The organism is Paenibacillus sp. FSL R7-0333 (assembly GCF_038000365.1).
GTDB lineage: Bacteria > Bacillota > Bacilli > Paenibacillales > Paenibacillaceae > Paenibacillus_AQ > Paenibacillus_AQ silagei.
In genome coordinates this window covers 2,880,203-2,895,879 of record NZ_JBBOBZ010000001.1, presented here as the reverse complement: position 1 = coordinate 2,895,879, position 15,677 = coordinate 2,880,203, and the positions used below count along the sequence as shown (strand labels likewise).

General features: G+C 50.9%; 18 protein-coding genes and 1 tRNA gene. 4 read left to right on the top strand and 15 right to left on the bottom strand.

Features of this window, described 5'->3' with window-relative positions; translation table 11 throughout:
- Positions 1–150 precede the first annotated feature (150 nt).
- Entirely contained in the window at positions 151–747 is a 597-nt protein-coding gene (locus tag MKY86_RS11860; protein ID WP_076074276.1) for a hypothetical protein, read from the bottom strand.
- 330 nt (positions 748–1,077) lie between these two features.
- On the bottom strand, positions 1,078–2,367 hold the full coding sequence (locus tag MKY86_RS11855; protein WP_076074274.1) for an MFS transporter: 1,290 nt from the start codon (positions 2,365–2,367) through the stop codon (positions 1,078–1,080).
- A gap of 144 nt (positions 2,368–2,511) precedes the next feature.
- Here MKY86_RS11855 and MKY86_RS11850 point away from each other — a divergent pair, with 144 nt between their 5' ends.
- On the top strand, positions 2,512–3,987 hold the full coding sequence (locus tag MKY86_RS11850) for an aminotransferase class I/II-fold pyridoxal phosphate-dependent enzyme (protein ID WP_036729506.1): 1,476 nt from the start codon (positions 2,512–2,514) through the stop codon (positions 3,985–3,987).
- Positions 3,988–4,064: 77 nt separating this feature from the next.
- On the opposite strand, the gene MKY86_RS11845 is transcribed toward MKY86_RS11850, so the two are convergent.
- The 6 genes from MKY86_RS11845 to MKY86_RS11820 form a co-directional block, all read right to left on the bottom strand.
- Entirely contained in the window at positions 4,065–4,388 is a 324-nt protein-coding gene (locus tag MKY86_RS11845; protein WP_019911532.1) for a DUF1292 domain-containing protein, read from the bottom strand.
- A gap of 83 nt (positions 4,389–4,471) precedes the next feature.
- Complete coding sequence (locus MKY86_RS11840) at positions 4,472–5,026, bottom strand: copper amine oxidase (RefSeq protein ID WP_076074272.1); 555 nt, start codon at positions 5,024–5,026, stop codon at positions 4,472–4,474.
- A gap of 258 nt (positions 5,027–5,284) precedes the next feature.
- Positions 5,285–5,521, bottom strand: coding sequence for a DUF3892 domain-containing protein (locus tag MKY86_RS11835; protein ID WP_076074270.1), 237 nt, complete (start codon positions 5,519–5,521; stop codon positions 5,285–5,287).
- A 91-nt stretch (positions 5,522–5,612) separates the two neighbouring features.
- Entirely contained in the window at positions 5,613–6,056 is a 444-nt protein-coding gene (locus MKY86_RS11830; RefSeq protein WP_076074267.1) for a GNAT family N-acetyltransferase, read from the bottom strand.
- Between the two features lie 123 nt (positions 6,057–6,179).
- A complete protein-coding gene (locus tag MKY86_RS11825; RefSeq protein WP_076074250.1) occupies positions 6,180–6,395 on the bottom strand; it encodes a hypothetical protein in 216 nt (71 codons plus the stop codon).
- Between the two features lie 70 nt (positions 6,396–6,465).
- On the bottom strand, positions 6,466–7,542 hold the full coding sequence (locus MKY86_RS11820; RefSeq protein WP_076074247.1) for a site-2 protease family protein: 1,077 nt from the start codon (positions 7,540–7,542) through the stop codon (positions 6,466–6,468).
- Positions 7,543–8,046: 504 nt separating this feature from the next.
- Between MKY86_RS11820 and metG the strand changes: the two genes are divergently transcribed.
- Complete coding sequence (metG, locus tag MKY86_RS11815) at positions 8,047–9,765, top strand: methionine--tRNA ligase (RefSeq protein WP_076074245.1); 1,719 nt, start codon at positions 8,047–8,049, stop codon at positions 9,763–9,765.
- Positions 9,766–9,806: 41 nt separating this feature from the next.
- Here the strand turns inward: metG and MKY86_RS11810 are convergent, their stop codons facing one another.
- The 3 genes from MKY86_RS11810 to MKY86_RS11800 all read right to left on the bottom strand — a co-directional run bounded on the left by MKY86_RS11810 (position 9,807) and on the right by MKY86_RS11800 (position 12,178).
- A complete protein-coding gene (locus MKY86_RS11810) occupies positions 9,807–10,760 on the bottom strand; it encodes an aldo/keto reductase (protein WP_076074242.1) in 954 nt (317 codons plus the stop codon).
- Positions 10,761–10,913: 153 nt separating this feature from the next.
- Positions 10,914–11,723, bottom strand: coding sequence for a helix-turn-helix transcriptional regulator (locus tag MKY86_RS11805; RefSeq protein WP_076074240.1), 810 nt, complete (start codon positions 11,721–11,723; stop codon positions 10,914–10,916).
- Between the two features lie 32 nt (positions 11,724–11,755).
- Positions 11,756–12,178, bottom strand: coding sequence for an NUDIX hydrolase (locus tag MKY86_RS11800; RefSeq protein ID WP_076074237.1), 423 nt, complete (start codon positions 12,176–12,178; stop codon positions 11,756–11,758).
- Between the two features lie 194 nt (positions 12,179–12,372).
- Between MKY86_RS11800 and MKY86_RS11795 the strand changes: the two genes are divergently transcribed.
- Positions 12,373–12,444: transfer RNA gene (locus MKY86_RS11795), tRNA-Val, on the top strand.
- A gap of 152 nt (positions 12,445–12,596) precedes the next feature.
- Here the strand turns inward: MKY86_RS11795 and MKY86_RS11790 are convergent.
- The gene (locus MKY86_RS11790) at positions 12,597–13,517 is read right to left on the bottom strand and encodes an Rpn family recombination-promoting nuclease/putative transposase (protein ID WP_340827799.1); all 921 of its coding nucleotides are present in this window, start codon (positions 13,515–13,517) and stop codon (positions 12,597–12,599) included.
- Between the two features lie 133 nt (positions 13,518–13,650).
- A complete protein-coding gene (locus MKY86_RS11785; RefSeq protein WP_076074234.1) occupies positions 13,651–14,193 on the bottom strand; it encodes a hypothetical protein in 543 nt (180 codons plus the stop codon).
- 316 nt (positions 14,194–14,509) lie between these two features.
- Between MKY86_RS11785 and MKY86_RS11780 the strand changes: the two genes are divergently transcribed.
- Positions 14,510–15,040 (top strand): GNAT family N-acetyltransferase, encoded by a 531-nt coding sequence (locus tag MKY86_RS11780; RefSeq protein WP_076074232.1) that lies wholly within the window; start codon positions 14,510–14,512, stop codon positions 15,038–15,040.
- Between the two features lie 89 nt (positions 15,041–15,129).
- On the opposite strand, the gene MKY86_RS11775 is transcribed toward MKY86_RS11780, so the two are convergent.
- Both MKY86_RS11775 and MKY86_RS34145 read right to left on the bottom strand, forming a co-directional pair.
- A complete protein-coding gene (locus MKY86_RS11775; protein WP_143803506.1) occupies positions 15,130–15,525 on the bottom strand; it encodes a LytTR family transcriptional regulator DNA-binding domain-containing protein in 396 nt (131 codons plus the stop codon).
- 17 nt (positions 15,526–15,542) lie between these two features.
- Positions 15,543–15,677, bottom strand: a complete 135-nt coding sequence (locus MKY86_RS34145; RefSeq protein ID WP_081751311.1) for a cyclic lactone autoinducer peptide — start codon at positions 15,675–15,677, stop codon at positions 15,543–15,545.

The window sequence follows — 15,677 nt, the reverse complement described above, 5'->3', positions numbered from 1 at the left end:
CATTGACAAACTTCGATCCATCAGGGAAATTGCTCACAATGACTATTTTAACGGTTTTGTCCGCAGAAGTGAACCCCCTCCTCCAGAAAGGCACAATAAAAGGACACCCCGTTATGGGATGCCCTTAATCGCAATTATTCACTCAGTGCACTACCACTCCAGCGCTGCCAGCTCCCTGGTCAATTGCTCAAGCCTCACTGTGCTGGCCGCCACCGCTTCCGTATCGCGCTCACGCATAGCTTCATTCAGCAAGTCGAGCTGTTCATCCACGGCAAGCCTGCGGTCACGGATCCGCTCTTCGCCCTCTATGGAGTAGAACAGCTTCGTCAGCTCCTGATCCGACAGCAGCGGCCCCTTCTGGTACAGCACACGCTGCTGATAACCGGAAATCTCCACCAGGCGGATGACTTCACCGAATAAAATATTCTCTATAATGATCTGACGGTCGCGGAAGCGCTTGACAACGGCATGACCTCTCATATCCCCAATCAGCTTCTCCATCCATTCTGACAGGCGCGCATCACGGATCATGTAGTCTCCCACCAGCTTGAAGCCGTCCTTAATCCGCTGGAAGCGCAGCTTCACAAGCTTGCGGCCGGTGCGCACCGAAATAAGAAAAACACTCTCGTTCTCACTCCAGTACAGGGAATAACCTTCCTTGATCAGGTCCTTGATTAGATCCTGGATATGCTCTCTGTCGAACCGCAGCTCCAGATTGCAGTACTCCACTTCATCGTTTTTGTTCACGGCACTCCCCCCTAACTGCTTGATTTAAGCATAGTCAGCTTCACGGCCTAACCTAAGAGTAGAACAGACTGCCGGACCTCCGCTTGCACCTTGATTCTTTGTGTGGCTTACACTTATTTTATACTTCATAATATGTAGCGGTAACTTGGTTTATTGACTATTTTTACCCGTTTTTAGCCTTTTCCAAACGCTGGAACCCGTTTTAGGAGAGTTGGACCAGCCTTTTTATATGCAAAAACAGCAATAAAGCCGCATTGCGCCTCCTTTTCAGGCAGTCTACGGCTTATTGCATTTCCACACCGGCTTACTCCCCCCCTGTGTCCGCTCTACTCAGTGCGCCCTGCCGTGCTTCAGCTTCGTCCGGTGGACGATCAGCAGATGCAGGCCGAATAACACAACCATTACTCCCGCGCTGGCCAGAAAAGGGGCACCGTGGCTGACCGTATCCCACAGCTTGCCTGACACCACCGGACCGGCAACCATCCCTGAGCCCTGCAGCGTCAGGAAAAGTCCCCAGACGGTCCCGCGCTCGCCCTCCGGCACCTGCTTGGCCAGGAAGGCGTTCCACGCCGGGAGAATCAGCGCATAGCTGATCCCGACCAGCGCCACCGCCACGAAGGCCAGCGGCAGCCAGCGGACCTGTGAGAAGAAAGCCATGGAGCAGGCTGCCAGCAGGAAGCCGATATTAAGGAAGATGGAGGTGCCGACCTTATCGACCAGCTTCCCGGCGGGTATAAGGGTTAGCACGGTAATCCCTCCCCCGGCAATCAGCAACAGGCTGAACTGGTTGGGGGTGACATGCAGCTCCGAACGTGCGAACAAGGTGACCACCGGGGTCATAAGCCCGATCGCAAAAGCCTGCAGGAACAATGCCGGGAACAGCAGGCGGCTTACCTTCAGGGAGGAGGTGACCTGCTGCCAGGTCCGCTTCAGACTCTCCAGGGGCCTTACTGGCTTACGCGGCACCGGTGGCCCCTCCGCCGATATCTCTCGGACAACGCGCGGCGCATGACCGCCGATCTTCGAGGGCAGGAACAGCGCCACGGCTACAACAGCAGCAGCGAAGCCCATCAGCACCAGGAAGACCGTCCGGTAGCCCTGTCCGCCATGATCCATCATGAAGTTGACGATAATCGGACCGACGCCGGTTCCGGCCAGTGAGGCCATCTCCACCGCCCCCATGGCTGCGCCGCTGCTGCCGCTCCGGGTAGAGCCTGCCAGCTCGGTGATACCAGTCATCGTACAAGGCCACAGCGGCGAGGTGCCGATACCCAGAATCAGACAGGCGAGGGACAAGCTTACGGCATCTTTGGCATAGATAATCAGCCCGACTGCCACCAGCAGCAGCAGCAGCGCTCCTGTCATCGTCCAGCGGTAGCCGATCCGCTCCATGACCCAGCCGAACGGACTGCGGAACAGGTTATCCCCGAGATACTGCAGCGCGAAGGCGAACCCGACCACCGTTACGGAGAGGCCCAGAATATTCTCCATATAGACCGGCAGCAGAGCTACCAGCAGCGATCCTTTGACGAATTCGACCAGGAAAATAATGATCCACATTTTTAATATGAACGGTGAGGCTAAACTGATATGCATACGTTCCGCTGCTTTGCCAGACATTTCATCACATCCTAGTATTATGTTGATTGATTTGTTATACTGATGCTTGCTCAAGTAGAAATAGGTATTCTGTCCCTCCGGGGGCGCCTTTTGCTTCAGCGAAATCAAAAAACCACTCTTCGCGAAAGGTTGTGACAGCATTAAATGAATCAACAAGCTACTCCCCTCTTCACTGCTCTCAAAAAGCATGCCGCCGGAAATCCAGTTCAATTCCATATTCCGGGACATAAGAAGGGGCTAGGGACCGATGCCGAATTCCGTGAGTTTATCGGCGATAACGCTCTATCCATAGATTTGATCAATATTGCACCGCTTGATGATCTTCATCAGCCCACCGGGGTTATTCTTGAAGCTCAGAAGCTGGCTGCAGAGGCTTTCGGCGCCGATTACACGTATTTCAGTGTACAAGGCACGAGCAATGCCATCATGACTATGATCCTCTCTGTCTGCTCAGAAGGAGACAAAATTATTGTGCCGCGCAATATTCACAAATCGGTAATGTCGGCCATTATTTTCTCCGGAGCCAAGCCTATTTTCGTCTCTCCTGTACAGGATGAGAATCTTGGGATAGACCACGGCATAACCACCAGCTCGCTGGAACGGGCTTTAAGGCGCCATCCGGATGCCAAGGGTGTCCTCGTTATCAATCCGACGTATTTCGGCGTATGCGCCGACCTCCGTTCGATTGTCGACCTGGCCCACAGTTACGGGGTTCCCGTACTTGTGGACGAGGCACATGGAGTACTGATTCATTTTCATGAGGACTTACCGGTATCGGCCATGCAGGCCGGTGCAGATATGGCAGCAACCAGTGTGCATAAGCTGGGCGGCTCCATGACGCAGAGCTCGGTACTGAACCTCAATGCCAAGACGGGTCTTGTCAACCCACAGCGGGTACAGACCATTCTCAGCATGCTGACCACCACTTCAACCTCATATATTCTGCTTGCCTCTCTGGATACCTCCAGACGCAACCTTGCCCTGAACGGCCATGAGATGGCGGCGAGAACCATCGCCTTGTCCAATTATGCCCGCAATTCGATCAACGAGATCGAGGGGCTGTACAGCTTCGGCAAAGAAATTCTCGGAACAGAAGCCACCTTCAATCATGATCCGACGAAGCTGAACATTCATGTACGGCATCTGGGTATTACCGGTTACGAGACCGAGAACTGGCTCCGGCAGAAGTATAACATCGAAGTTGAACTCAGCGACATGTATAATATTCTTTGCCTGATTACCCCTGGAGATACTAAGGAATCTGTAGATAAGCTGCTTGCGGCGCTGCAGGTGCTCTCAGCGATCCATTACAGCAAGGGTGAGATCTATGAGCTTAAGGTACAGGTGCCGAATATTCCGCAGCTGGCCCTAATCCCGAGAGATGCCTTCTATGCGGATACGCAGCTGATTCCCTTCCGGGAGTCTGCCGGCTACATCATTGCAGAATTCATCTACGTCTATCCGCCGGGAATTCCTATTCTTCTCCCTGGAGAAGTTATTACCCAGGATAATATCGACTATATCATTGACCATGTAGAAATCGGATTGCCTGTCAAAGGACCCGAGGACCGCAGCATTACCAATATAAAAGTAATCGTCGAAGCAGAGCCGATCTCCTAAGGCTTGTCCTATAGCAGTGCGACATGCAAAACCCCGATACGTATAGAGTATCGGGGTTTTGCATGAATGCCTGAAATCTATTCTTGCTGGGCAAGCAGCTCGTTATAAGCTTCTTCAACAGCTTTCCATTCAGCTTCATCTTCAATGTTGTACAGAACCATTTCCTCGTCTTCTTCTTCCATACGAAGGATGATTCCGTCTGCTTCCGGATTCTCGCGCTCAAGCAGCAGGGCGTACAACTTCTCGCCTACGTCGAACGTTTCTACCAGTACCATTTCTACATCTTCGCCCTGCTCGTTCGTCAAGGTCAGCACAAACTCCTCGTGCTCATGGTCGTGATCATGTCCGCAACCGCATGCTTCACCATGTTCATGGCCATGCTCATGTTTGTGATCGCTCATTGTAATACCTCACTTTAATTGAATTATCCTACATTTGGTATCGTAACACGTAAGATAAGGACAGGTCAATTTGCAGGAGGGACTTAATTTTTGGATGAAGCCGTAACTACCTTCTCGGATACAAGAACGTAATCTCCGTTCTTCGACGCCTTCATGAAGAAGCCTACGCTATATTTGCCCGGTTCCTTGAAATCATAGGTGAACTCCGGTGTGGAGAACCAGAAATCCTCATTCTTGGAGCCGACGGCATCCTCGAGAATATCCTTCACATTCCCGGCAGGATCGGTGATTGCCACCTTCACGGCAGCGATGCTGTCCTTCAGGCTGTCCACCTGCGTCAGAATCTTCATCTTCAGCTTGCCTGTGTTGACATTGCCGAATACCGTGTCGCCTTTGAACAGGACGATATGAACATTCGGCTTGAGGATCGTCACTCTGCCTGAGCCGTCCCAGCTGACGACACCTCCGGCCTCCCTGGCGGGAATATAGGTCTTGCCGTCAATCAAATAGCCGCCGTCGGCTATTTCCTTTCCATTGCTCCATACTTTGATCTTCTGGTTCACAGCGTCCGCGAACAAATAGGAGCTTCCCATCATGAAAAACACAACCGTGCACAGAGCAATTTTTCTCCATCTCATTGTAAAGCCCCTCCAAATAATTCATGCTGTTAATGTATACTGCTAAGACTTCGACAAGTTGCGCAGAATTCAGGGATTTATTTCTTTTTGCAGAAGAAAAGAAAAACAAGCCCTTCAGCAACCGGTTTCGGCATGTACAGCAGACCCTAAACGAAGTATTTTCAGAGAAGCCGGAGTCCCCCTTAGCACATAGAAACGGCCGGACTTCAGCGCCTGTAAGACGCCTGTCCGGCCGTTCCCCCTGTTATCTATGCCCGGCTAAAATTGCGGAAGCTGATCCAGATTGTTCGTAGGATCTCCATCTGCATCGCCGCGGATATACATTTCGCCGTCTTTGCCCTTAAATACATTGACCCCTGCGATGCTGCCGGACTGAACCTCCTGAAGTGCCTGCTGATAATCCAGCACGCGTCCGGAGGAGGTCTGGAACCCGGTCAGGTCCCCGTCACCGTTACGTTTAGCGGCAATAAAGCCTTCCCGTTCTTGATTCATCACTTAGGATCGTCTCCTTCGCACTAGAATTAGCCAGCTACCCTGGCCCGATTCTAGCTTGTCCATAGCCGCGAAAGAGTATGTATCCGGCAGATTACAGGGCTTTACTCATTCTTACATGTAGAATCCCTGCATCATAGAAGGGCTCCTTGGAGATTACTTCATACCCGAGCTTGCTGTAAAATGGTTCTGCTTGACACTGGGCATCCAGAATGGAAGCCTGCAGACCCAGCTCACGTGCCCGCTCTTCCATAGCCAGCAGCAGAATACGTCCGCATCCCTTAGCGCGGAAGGCCTCCTGAACGGCAATCCGCTGCATCTTGGCAGTGTCCGCTTTATAATAGATCAGCCGGCCGGTTGCAGCCGGCTGCCCGCCCTCCATGAGCAGGAAATGATGCACATGCTCACTAATGGCATCATATTCATCGATCTCCTCTTCTACCGGCACCTTCTGTTCTTCCACAAACACCTTCTTGCGGATCTCCAGCGCCATTTGAAGCTGCTCCTCTGTAGTAACATGTACGATTTCCACTGCCATCTCCCTGGCTCCTCTCTATAGCTCCAATCAATATGGAGCATTATACAGAATTATTAATATCCTGTATAGAGCCTGAGAGCTTCAGGGCAAGGCCCTTGGACAGGGAACCTCCGACCACCTTATTTACGGAGTCTCATAGACCTCCTCGGGAATCGAGCGGTCATACACATCCCGCAGAACCGGCGAGGTCAGGCTATCCCGTGAATTCAGACTCCCGTCCAGTCCGGTCATCCTGTGAACATCCGTATATTCAGGAACCTGCTTACCTGCCGTACATCCGGCGATTCCCAGAAGGAGACATGCTCCAATCCATAAGAGACACACTCTTGCCAACCGCATTGTTGTTAACCTCCTCATCCTTCTCGGCTCTTAACAGCTTTGACGAATCGGGAGGTTCATAAACGAAGCTTTACAGATTTACATTGCCAACTACATGGACAAGATACATCATACCCCCAAGAACTCCGGCAAGGACAAAATACGCGGCCCCATATCTCCAGCGGGTAGCAGCCGGTACTTCATAGTACTTGTCATTGTCATATACCGTGAAGCTGATCTCACAGGTCATCTTCATCTGCAGGCTGGCATCCACATACAGCTGATCGAGCTGCACGACTTTGACTTTTCCGATCAGCGACTGCACCGGCATGGTCGTCGTTCCATAGTAATCCAGGTTATCCCAGCGTACGCCGACAAACTGCTGGCGGTTCAAATCACTGTAGGTGGTGAACGGCAGCTCCCGCTTATGCTCGGGGCCGGGGATCAGATATCCTTGCTCCTGCAGATCCCCGATGGGGATCAGGAAGCTTTTGAGCACAGTATGCATCTGATTCTTCGTCCGCCGGCTGATGTACTTCTTATACATATCATAAGCGAACATTACCCAGATGATGGAGAACAGGATGGATTTCAGATAAATAATTACAGCCAGGCCGCCAACGAGCCCTACCAGCCATAACCAGCGTGTTACCGCCGTGGCAATTCGCCCCCCATCCAGCGGATGGATCGGCAGCAGATTAATCAAGTTAAGCAAGAACCCGACGTATGCCAGCGAGTATAACAAAGGACTATGATAATAATAAGCCGCTCCGAATACTACAACCGCACCAATACTCCCGAGTATAGGGCCGCCAAAAGCGACATAAGCTTCCTGTCTGGCATCCAGCGGCTGCCGCTTCATCGTAATGAGTGCACCCATAAACGGAATAAACAGCGGCGCGCTCACCGGCAACCCAATCCGCTTGGCAGCGATCACATGGCCGATCTCATGAACGAACATTAAGGCAACGAAGCCCACCGCGAATTGCCATGGCGAGATCAGGGCATAAGCCCAGATGGATACCATCATGGAGATCAGCGGACCTGCGATTTTACCCAGCTTAAGCAGAGAGATAATGGCTTTTCCCTTAAGCAGCAGCAGTACTGCCCCACTCCCCAGCCACCCCCATGCGCCCGAGCTTTTTTTCTCCTGTTTGTTTTCCTGCAATAGTCTCAATCTCCTTTTGATCACTGTGTCGCTTCACTTCCAGGCCACGGATGAGGCACTCCTCTGCTTCCCGTTAGCCCTTACTCTCTACTGTCGCACAGGAGTGCAGTGGATTGCAAATAGACTTACGGTGTTGACAAATCTCCCGGCCTGCGTATATGATATCCAGTAATTAGGATAACCACAATAGCTGCGAAGAGAAAGAGTACCCTGGCAATTCTTCCACAGAGAGCTCCGGATGGTGAAAAGGAGCAAAGAAAACCCTCGGGAATATGGTCTCAGAGCTGCGCACCGAACCCCGGCATGAACGGGTCGTAGGCTGCGCCGGAACCCGCATCCGTTACCATGCTAGGGTATACCCGCTTTAATCTGCGGACGTACCTGAAGAGGTGGATGCCGCGAGGCATTGATGAATTTGGGTGGTAACACGTGAGCACAGGCTCTCGTCCCTTTAGGGGATGAGTGCCTTTTTTTGCGTCCACATAATTTAAGGAGGAGAGAAATATGACTAACATTTTTATTGGAGGGGCTTGGCCTTATGCCAACGGCTCCCTGCATCTGGGCAGACTCGCCAGCATTCTTCCGGGAGATATTCTGGCCCGCTACCACCGTGCTAAAGGTGATGCTGTGCTCTATGTATCCGGCAGTGACTGTCACGGTACCCCCGTTGCTGTACAGGCGGCGCAGGAGGGTGTATCGCCGGGTGAATTCGCCAGCAGGTATCATGAGGAGTTCGCCGATTGCTTCCGTGCCTTAGGCTTCACCTATGACTTGTATACCCGGACCGATCAGGCCCATCACCATAGTACGGTGCAGGAGCTGTTCCTTAAGCTGCTGGATCACGGATATCTGTACCAAAAACCCGGTCTCCAGTGCTATTGTGAGCAGGACCAGCGCTTCTTGCCGGACCGTTATGTCAATGGCCTCTGCCCGGTCTGCGGACAGCAGGCCCGGGGGGACCAATGCGATTACTGTTCAACGATTCTCGATCCGGTGGATCTGTTGGAGCGCACCTGTGCCCTCTGCGGCTCTACGCCTGTGCTGCGCTCTACTCAGCATTACTATCTGTCGCTGTCCAGCTTCCAGCAAGCACTCACAGAATATGCTGATTCCGCGCAGGGCTGGAGAGACAATGCCGTCCGTCTAACCCGCAGATATCTGCAGGAAGGCCTGCAGGACCGCGCAGCAACACGCGATCTGGACTGGGGCGTGGATGTTCCTGTTGACGGCTTCGCAGACAAAAAAATCTATGTCTGGATCGAAGCCGTTAGCGGCTATCTGTCTGCCAGCAAACAGTGGGCGGAGCAGACCGGAGGCCGCTGGGAGGAGTTCTGGTCCGTACCATCCGGGCAGGATAACGATGGACAGCCGCCTATAACCGCTTACTATGTGCACGGGAAGGACAATATTCCTTTTCACAGCCTGATCTGGCCCGCCATCCTGCTGGGAGCTGAGGAGCTGCATCTGCCGGACCGGATCTTCTCTTCGGAGTATCTGACCCTGGAAGGACAGAAATTCTCCACCAGCCGCAACTGGGCGGTCTGGGTGCCGGATATTCTCAGCCGGTATGACCCTGACTCGGTCCGTTATTTCCTGACTGCGAACGGCCCCGAGAAACGGGATGCCGACTTCTCCTGGAGAGAGTTCATCTACAGCCATAACAGCGAGCTGCTGGGCGCATTCGGCAATTTCGTCAACCGCAGCCTCGTATTCGTGAATAAGTTCTGGAAGGGCAGAGTTCCAGATGGAGTCTTGGACGAAGCATGGGTTAGCAGTCTGGAGCAGCTGTATAAGGAGGCAGGAAGGTTAATTGAAGCCGGACATTTCAAGGAAGCCCTGGAGTTCATCTTCTCGCATATCCGCCAGGCCAACAAGTATTTCGATCAGCAGCAGCCATGGCTCCAGATCAAGCATGATCCTGCGGCCGGGGCTAACACGCTGTACACCTGTGTTCAGATTATTGCCAATCTGTCTAACCTGCTGAACCCGTTCCTCCCCTTCTCCTGCGAGAAGATTAGAGGCTTCCTGTCCATAGAACAGCCTGTATGGCATCCGGTATCCGTCCTTGCAGAGCAGCCTATATCGGAGCTTGAATTACTGTTTGAGCGGATAGATGTAGAGCGCATAGAGGAGGAAATAGAGCGGATGAAAGACAAAAGCGTCCTGCCTCTCATACCGCTCACGAGAGCAAGCGGCGAAAGCAGGAACGCTCCAGGGGCTTAATATTGATGAATACACAGCGGCTGTCCGCTCTGTGTGATAACTTAGTTCTGGCCGGGGTAACGTGCTCCGGCTGCAATACCTTGCGGGGATATCCGTTCAATCCGGGCGAGATCCTCTGCCGTCAATGTAACCTGAAGCGCTCCGAGGTTCTCTTGTACCCGCTCCAGCCGCTTGGTGCCGGGAATCGGCACGATCTGCTCCCCTTGTGCAAGAAGCCAGGCCAGCGCAAGCTGTGCCGGGGCGCAGCCCTTCTCGGCTGCCATCTGCCCGATCAGCGAGACGACCTCCAGGTTCCGGATGAAGTTCTCTCCCTGGAACCGCGGGTAATGGCGGCGGTAATCATCCTCCGGCAGATCCTCGAAGCTCTTGATCTGTCCAGTCAGAAAACCGCGGCCCAGCGGGCTATAAGGAACGAAGCCGATGCCCAGCTCCTTGACCAGCGGCAGAATCTCATCCTCCACCTCCCGGCTCCAGAGCGAATACTCTGTCTGCAGGGCGGTCAACGGATGCACCGCATGTGCCCGGCGGATCAGTTCAGGCGAAGCCTCGGATAAGCCGATATAGCGGATCTTCCCTTCCTTGACGAGGTCAGCCAGGGTGCCGGCGGTTTCCTCAATAGGGATGTTCGGATCGGGACGGTGCTGATAGTACAGATCGATATAATCTGTGCCGAGTTGATAGAGGCTGGCATCTACGGATTTTTTGATATAGGCCGGGTCTCCCTTGGGTCCCTGAGTATGCGTAATGCCGAATTTGGTCGCAATCACAGCCCGATCTCTCCGGCCCTTAAGCGCCCGCCCGAGAAGCCGTTCATTGCCGCCGAAGCGCTGCTGCTCGAAGGCTCCATAGATATCCGCTGTGTCCAGCAGAGTTACGCCCAAATCAAGCGCGCCATGAATGGTTCGTACAGACTCTTCATTATCCGGCATCATCATCGTTCCGAGTCCCAGAGCCGATACGATCAGCCCTTCGTTCCCAAGTGTTCTTGTGTGCATATGGTTGCCTCCTCTTGTCCCTGTAATAGATCTTATGAACATGACCTTATTTTAACCGTCCTGCCGTGGAGCAGCCACAGTACGTTCATGCTAGTAAGATCATTACCAGGGAGCAGCAGACCAGTAAGATATGCGCCTTCAGGTGATCCTCTACTACGTTATGACAGGGGTATAGATACAAATATGCAGACCCGGGTGATCCGCCAGATTCGCCATCGAATTGATATCGTAGACTACAGGCTGACTGGTACCAAGACTCTCTATGACCACACGGTTAACCTTTTTGCCCAGTATATTGTGCTGCTTCCACATCTCAGCGAAATCCGCACTGTCCTCCAAGAGCTGATCGACCATTTCCTTGTACCAGGGATCGTGCAGGTTCATGTCATAATAGGTTCTGTACACCCCTACTGAATAGAGAGCGAACTCCTCCCAATTCAGCATCCGGCGGCGCAGCTCCAGATCCAGGAACAGAAGACGCATCATAATGCGCTCTGAAGTATGCAGACTGCCGAAATCACTTAGCACTTCACTCGCTTTATCATTCCAGGCCAGTACCTCAGACCGCTCATTCGTAATAAAAGACGGATAAGTCAATTGGCGGATAATATCCCGCCACTGCGGATTCAGCTCCGGACTGGCTGTATCTATAGAAGCAAGTGTATCCGGCAAGCCCGGATTCCATAGCTCGAACAGATGCTTGCGCTCATCTGCCGACAACCGCAGCGCCTGACTGAGACTCTCCATGACCTCTCTGGAGGCGGTAACCTCCCTGCCTTGCTCCAGCCAAGTATAATAGGTGCTGCTGAGACCAGCCAGAACCGCAACCTCCTCCCGACGCAGCCCTGGTGTTCTGCGCTGACTGTTCGTTTCCTTGATCCCTACAGCTTCAGGCTGCAGACGTTCCCGGCGTGATCTCAGGTAGTCGCCAAGACGCCTAAACCTTGTAATCTCGTAACTCATGAGCTGGGCCTCCTTTCCGCATTACAATTGATTCACAGGTACTTCACATGTTCACATACTCTCGCATATAGCGTGGGGTAAATCCCCGGGTATGTCACCGCCTGCGGCAGCTCGCTGAAGCTTCGAAGCTCCGCCATTTCGTACGGGGGCAAATTTCCGAACCTTTTGACATCTGCATAATACAACATCCCGTAGCTCTCTGCCAGTTCACTACTTCTGACAGAATAGATGCATAACGGATGCAGCTCGTATTCTTCAGCGCCTGTCTCTTCATACAACTCTCTTACCGCAGCTTCCCCGGGACTCTCGCCCGCCTCAATATGCCCGCCGGCAAATTCCCATGTAGACCGCTCACGGTGCCGCACCAGTACCCAATCGTTCCCTTGCTTCATAAAAATCACTACATACTTGAGACTCACCCCAGGGCACTCCGCTTCATGCAATGTTACGATCATGATAGAATTCCACCTTTTATGTTGGTTAAGGAACTTCCTTGCAACTGCCATTATTGTAGTATTGTATGGATTGGGTGTCGTTGGTTTTTGTCACTGCGGCGGTGTGACAGGGTCGTGCTTAACGGTATCATCTATGCGTATTAAAAAATCTCTTGCCATTCCCTCACGTCCTGTGTTATTATAAATTTCGTTGCAGGACGGTAGCTCAGCGGGAGAGCACTATCTTGACAGGGTAGGGGTCATGGGTTCGAACCCCATCCGTCCTATAAATGGAAAGCCTTAAAGAAACGAAGCCGATCATATGATCGGCTTCGTTTTTCGTTGTTATCATTGCAGCAGTTTTAAATTTTGAATTCCATTGCCCCATTGCCAAGAGCTTTCTAGCAGTTTCTCTTTTTTCTCATCGGTTCATTCATGGTCAGTGTCTACCCATTTGTGATTTCAAGCTTAAAACTTCTTGCTCTGAGAGGCCTGAGGCTCTAACAATAATTGAGGTTTCCACTCCAAGAGCAAGAAGTTCACGCACCATTGTCTCTGCCTTTTTTCGCTCACCTTCTGCTCGTCCCTCTGCTCGCCCCTCAGCAATACCCTCAGCTCGTCCCTCAGCTCGCCCCTCAGCCTTAGCACCGTTCATTCGTGACGCCTCATCCCGCAAATACTTCATCCGCGCATCATATTCCATACGTGTAGCGGCATCCTGACTCAGGAACTCCAGCGTATCCATTGCTTTTTTCAACATCGGTTCATTCATGGTCAGCACCTCCCAATTTGGTTGTTCAACACCCTTCAGGAATAACAGCCAGTTGATCAGACCACCAGTTAATGGAACGGCCTGCTCCTCAAGCTTTGTTAATTCCATCACATGAATCTCCAGATCGTTGTTCAACTGAATTCCGGTGTGATCTTCCCGAAGATGAAACACATTATGATGGCGGTCATTAGGAAGACAGGAATAGTTCAGTATATTAATCGTCACACACTTCTTCAATTGACTGTAATCGTCGCCTTTTTGAATTTGGTGGTAATACATCTCGCTCCAGTAGAACAGTGTCCGCTTCTCCATATTGTATGGATTGAACAGCTGCATTTCGATGTTGATCCGTTTGCCCTCAGCCGTCTTGGCCTTGATGTCCAGAATAGACTGTTTATCCGCTGGAGCATCCTTATCAGTGTACGGATTCATTAATACAATCTCTGTCAGCGGGGGTTCGCCTGCCTCCATAAAGGTACTGTTGAGGAAGGCCAGCAGGACATCCTTGTTATTCTCACTGCCGAAAATTTTCTTGAAGATAAAGTCATTCCGTGCGTCGAGTAGTTCCACGATTATCACTCCAATCATATACATTGATTATATCATGGCAGAACTACTCGTTGTAGAAAAAGCCAGCCTTTGGGGCCCCATATACTGCTATTCTGTCCCCAAGACTCAAAGAAACATACTAGCACATGCTTGATCGTCAGCCCTCCCCCTTTTACCTTAACGTGATCGCCATTCGCTTATCCACCAATACGACGGCGTCTGCTTCACCCTTACCGTTGAACATGGCTGAAATCACATATATTTTCGTGTCATCTTCCGCTTTCGCCACCCACTCTTTCTCCTGCAAATATCGCTTGTTGGTGGCATCGTAAGCATAATCCAGGTTGCGCTCCATCTCCTTCAGATATTGATCGCCATAGATTTGTTTGAAGTCATCCTTAGACATGCCAATTTTAAAACCGCCAGTGGTTTCATATGTATCTTTCGATTCCTCTGCCAGAGTAATCCCTGCCACTTTATCCTCCCGGTACATAATCCTCACGCCAGAGCTATACATGACTGAATTCGCAATATCCTTATCCTCCCCCTTACCCAATACCTCTTCCGCTTCTGCACGGCTCATTCCATACTCAACAACGGCTTTATGATCGTTCACCTTTTGGATGGCTAAGTCTTTAGTGGTTACCCCGTCTTTGGAATCCCCACAAGCTGTCAATACGAACAAGAACAATACTACCAGTAACGTTTTTCTCATAATACCCTCCAGATGTTTTTATCTAAAGTTTACCTTGTTAGGAGGAATACGAAACAGTTGCATCCCTGACAGGACTGACGTAAGCCTCTTTTTTGCATGGTCGCAGACCAGTTATTTATCAAAACCTGAGATCGCCACCAAGCAAAGTGCCCTTCTTTATGAAGATTTGTTGAAACGGTCCTGAATCGATCTTAACTTCCTCCCTTACATTCTATATAATAGAGACAGCTTACACACGGAAAGGACTGAACTATGCGCAGATATCAATAGTTGTACCTCACCAATACCAGATATATTTAATGGAGGTAACTTATTGATGATTACTGAATTACGTACTGAGAGATTAGTGTTACGACAAATGAGCACCGCCGATTCAGCCAGCCTGTTCCCGATCTGGTCCGATCCTGAAGTCACCCGGTTCATGAATATCAGCAGCTTCACGGATGAGAGTCAGGCCGTGGAAATGATTGAGCTGCTGGGTAAGTTAGCCACCGAGAATCAGGCGATCCGCTATTCCATCACGGAAGCAGAATCCGGCCGGATTATCGGCTCCTGTGGTTTCAATGCGCTGGACTATGACAATGCCAAAACAGAGATCGGTTATGACCTTAGCCGCGAGTGCTGGGGAAAAGGATATGTGCCTGAAGCCCTTCGCGCACTAATTGATTATGCGTTCGATACACTGGGCTTCAATAGAATTGAAGCAAAGGTCGAGCCTGCTAATATCAATTCTATTAAGGTACTGCAGAAATTAAACTTTTCGCTGGAAGGAATATTGAGACAGAGTGAGCGGTCCAAAGGAACATTCATTGATCTGTGTATGTATTCCAGATTAGCTACAGATTAAGCTGACATGAATACAGGCTGACCCGGGCGCTACAAAATGAACTGCGCTGGGTCAGCCTTATTTTATATACAAACCTCCAAAAAAATAAGCTACCACTGGGGCAGCTCCACTACTTGAATATCCGATGCGGATGTTTTTACGTATTTGAGAATTTCTTTATAGCCCTTCTCTGACAGAAAACACTTTTGCTCGACTCCTCTGTGGTCTTCCCCAAAATAAGCAATATGAAACGTCTTATCCAGCTGGATAATATTAGAAACCTGAATTAACGTGTTTCTATCTGCTAGAACGAAATGATATCCTGAACTGGCCAGGGTATTAAGCCAATATTTCAGCGTACCTACTGTATAAAAGGTCTGATCGTACGTATGGACAATGATCCGATAGATAGTCCGTTCAAATTCCATAAACGTTATTTTTGCAATATCGAGTGAGAATACACCAGTGTTTCCCTCTGTGTCTCTAGTAACAGATATCGTGCTCAAAGGGATCAACTCCAATGTTATTTAAGTAACTCTTCAGGAACCTCCGGTTGATTAATGTATAATACACTTGCTGTAACCAACACGATAAGGGCAGCCAAGGCGGACAAACCAGAAGCAAGCTTATACACTACTTTGCGCTGCAAAGCTCTCAT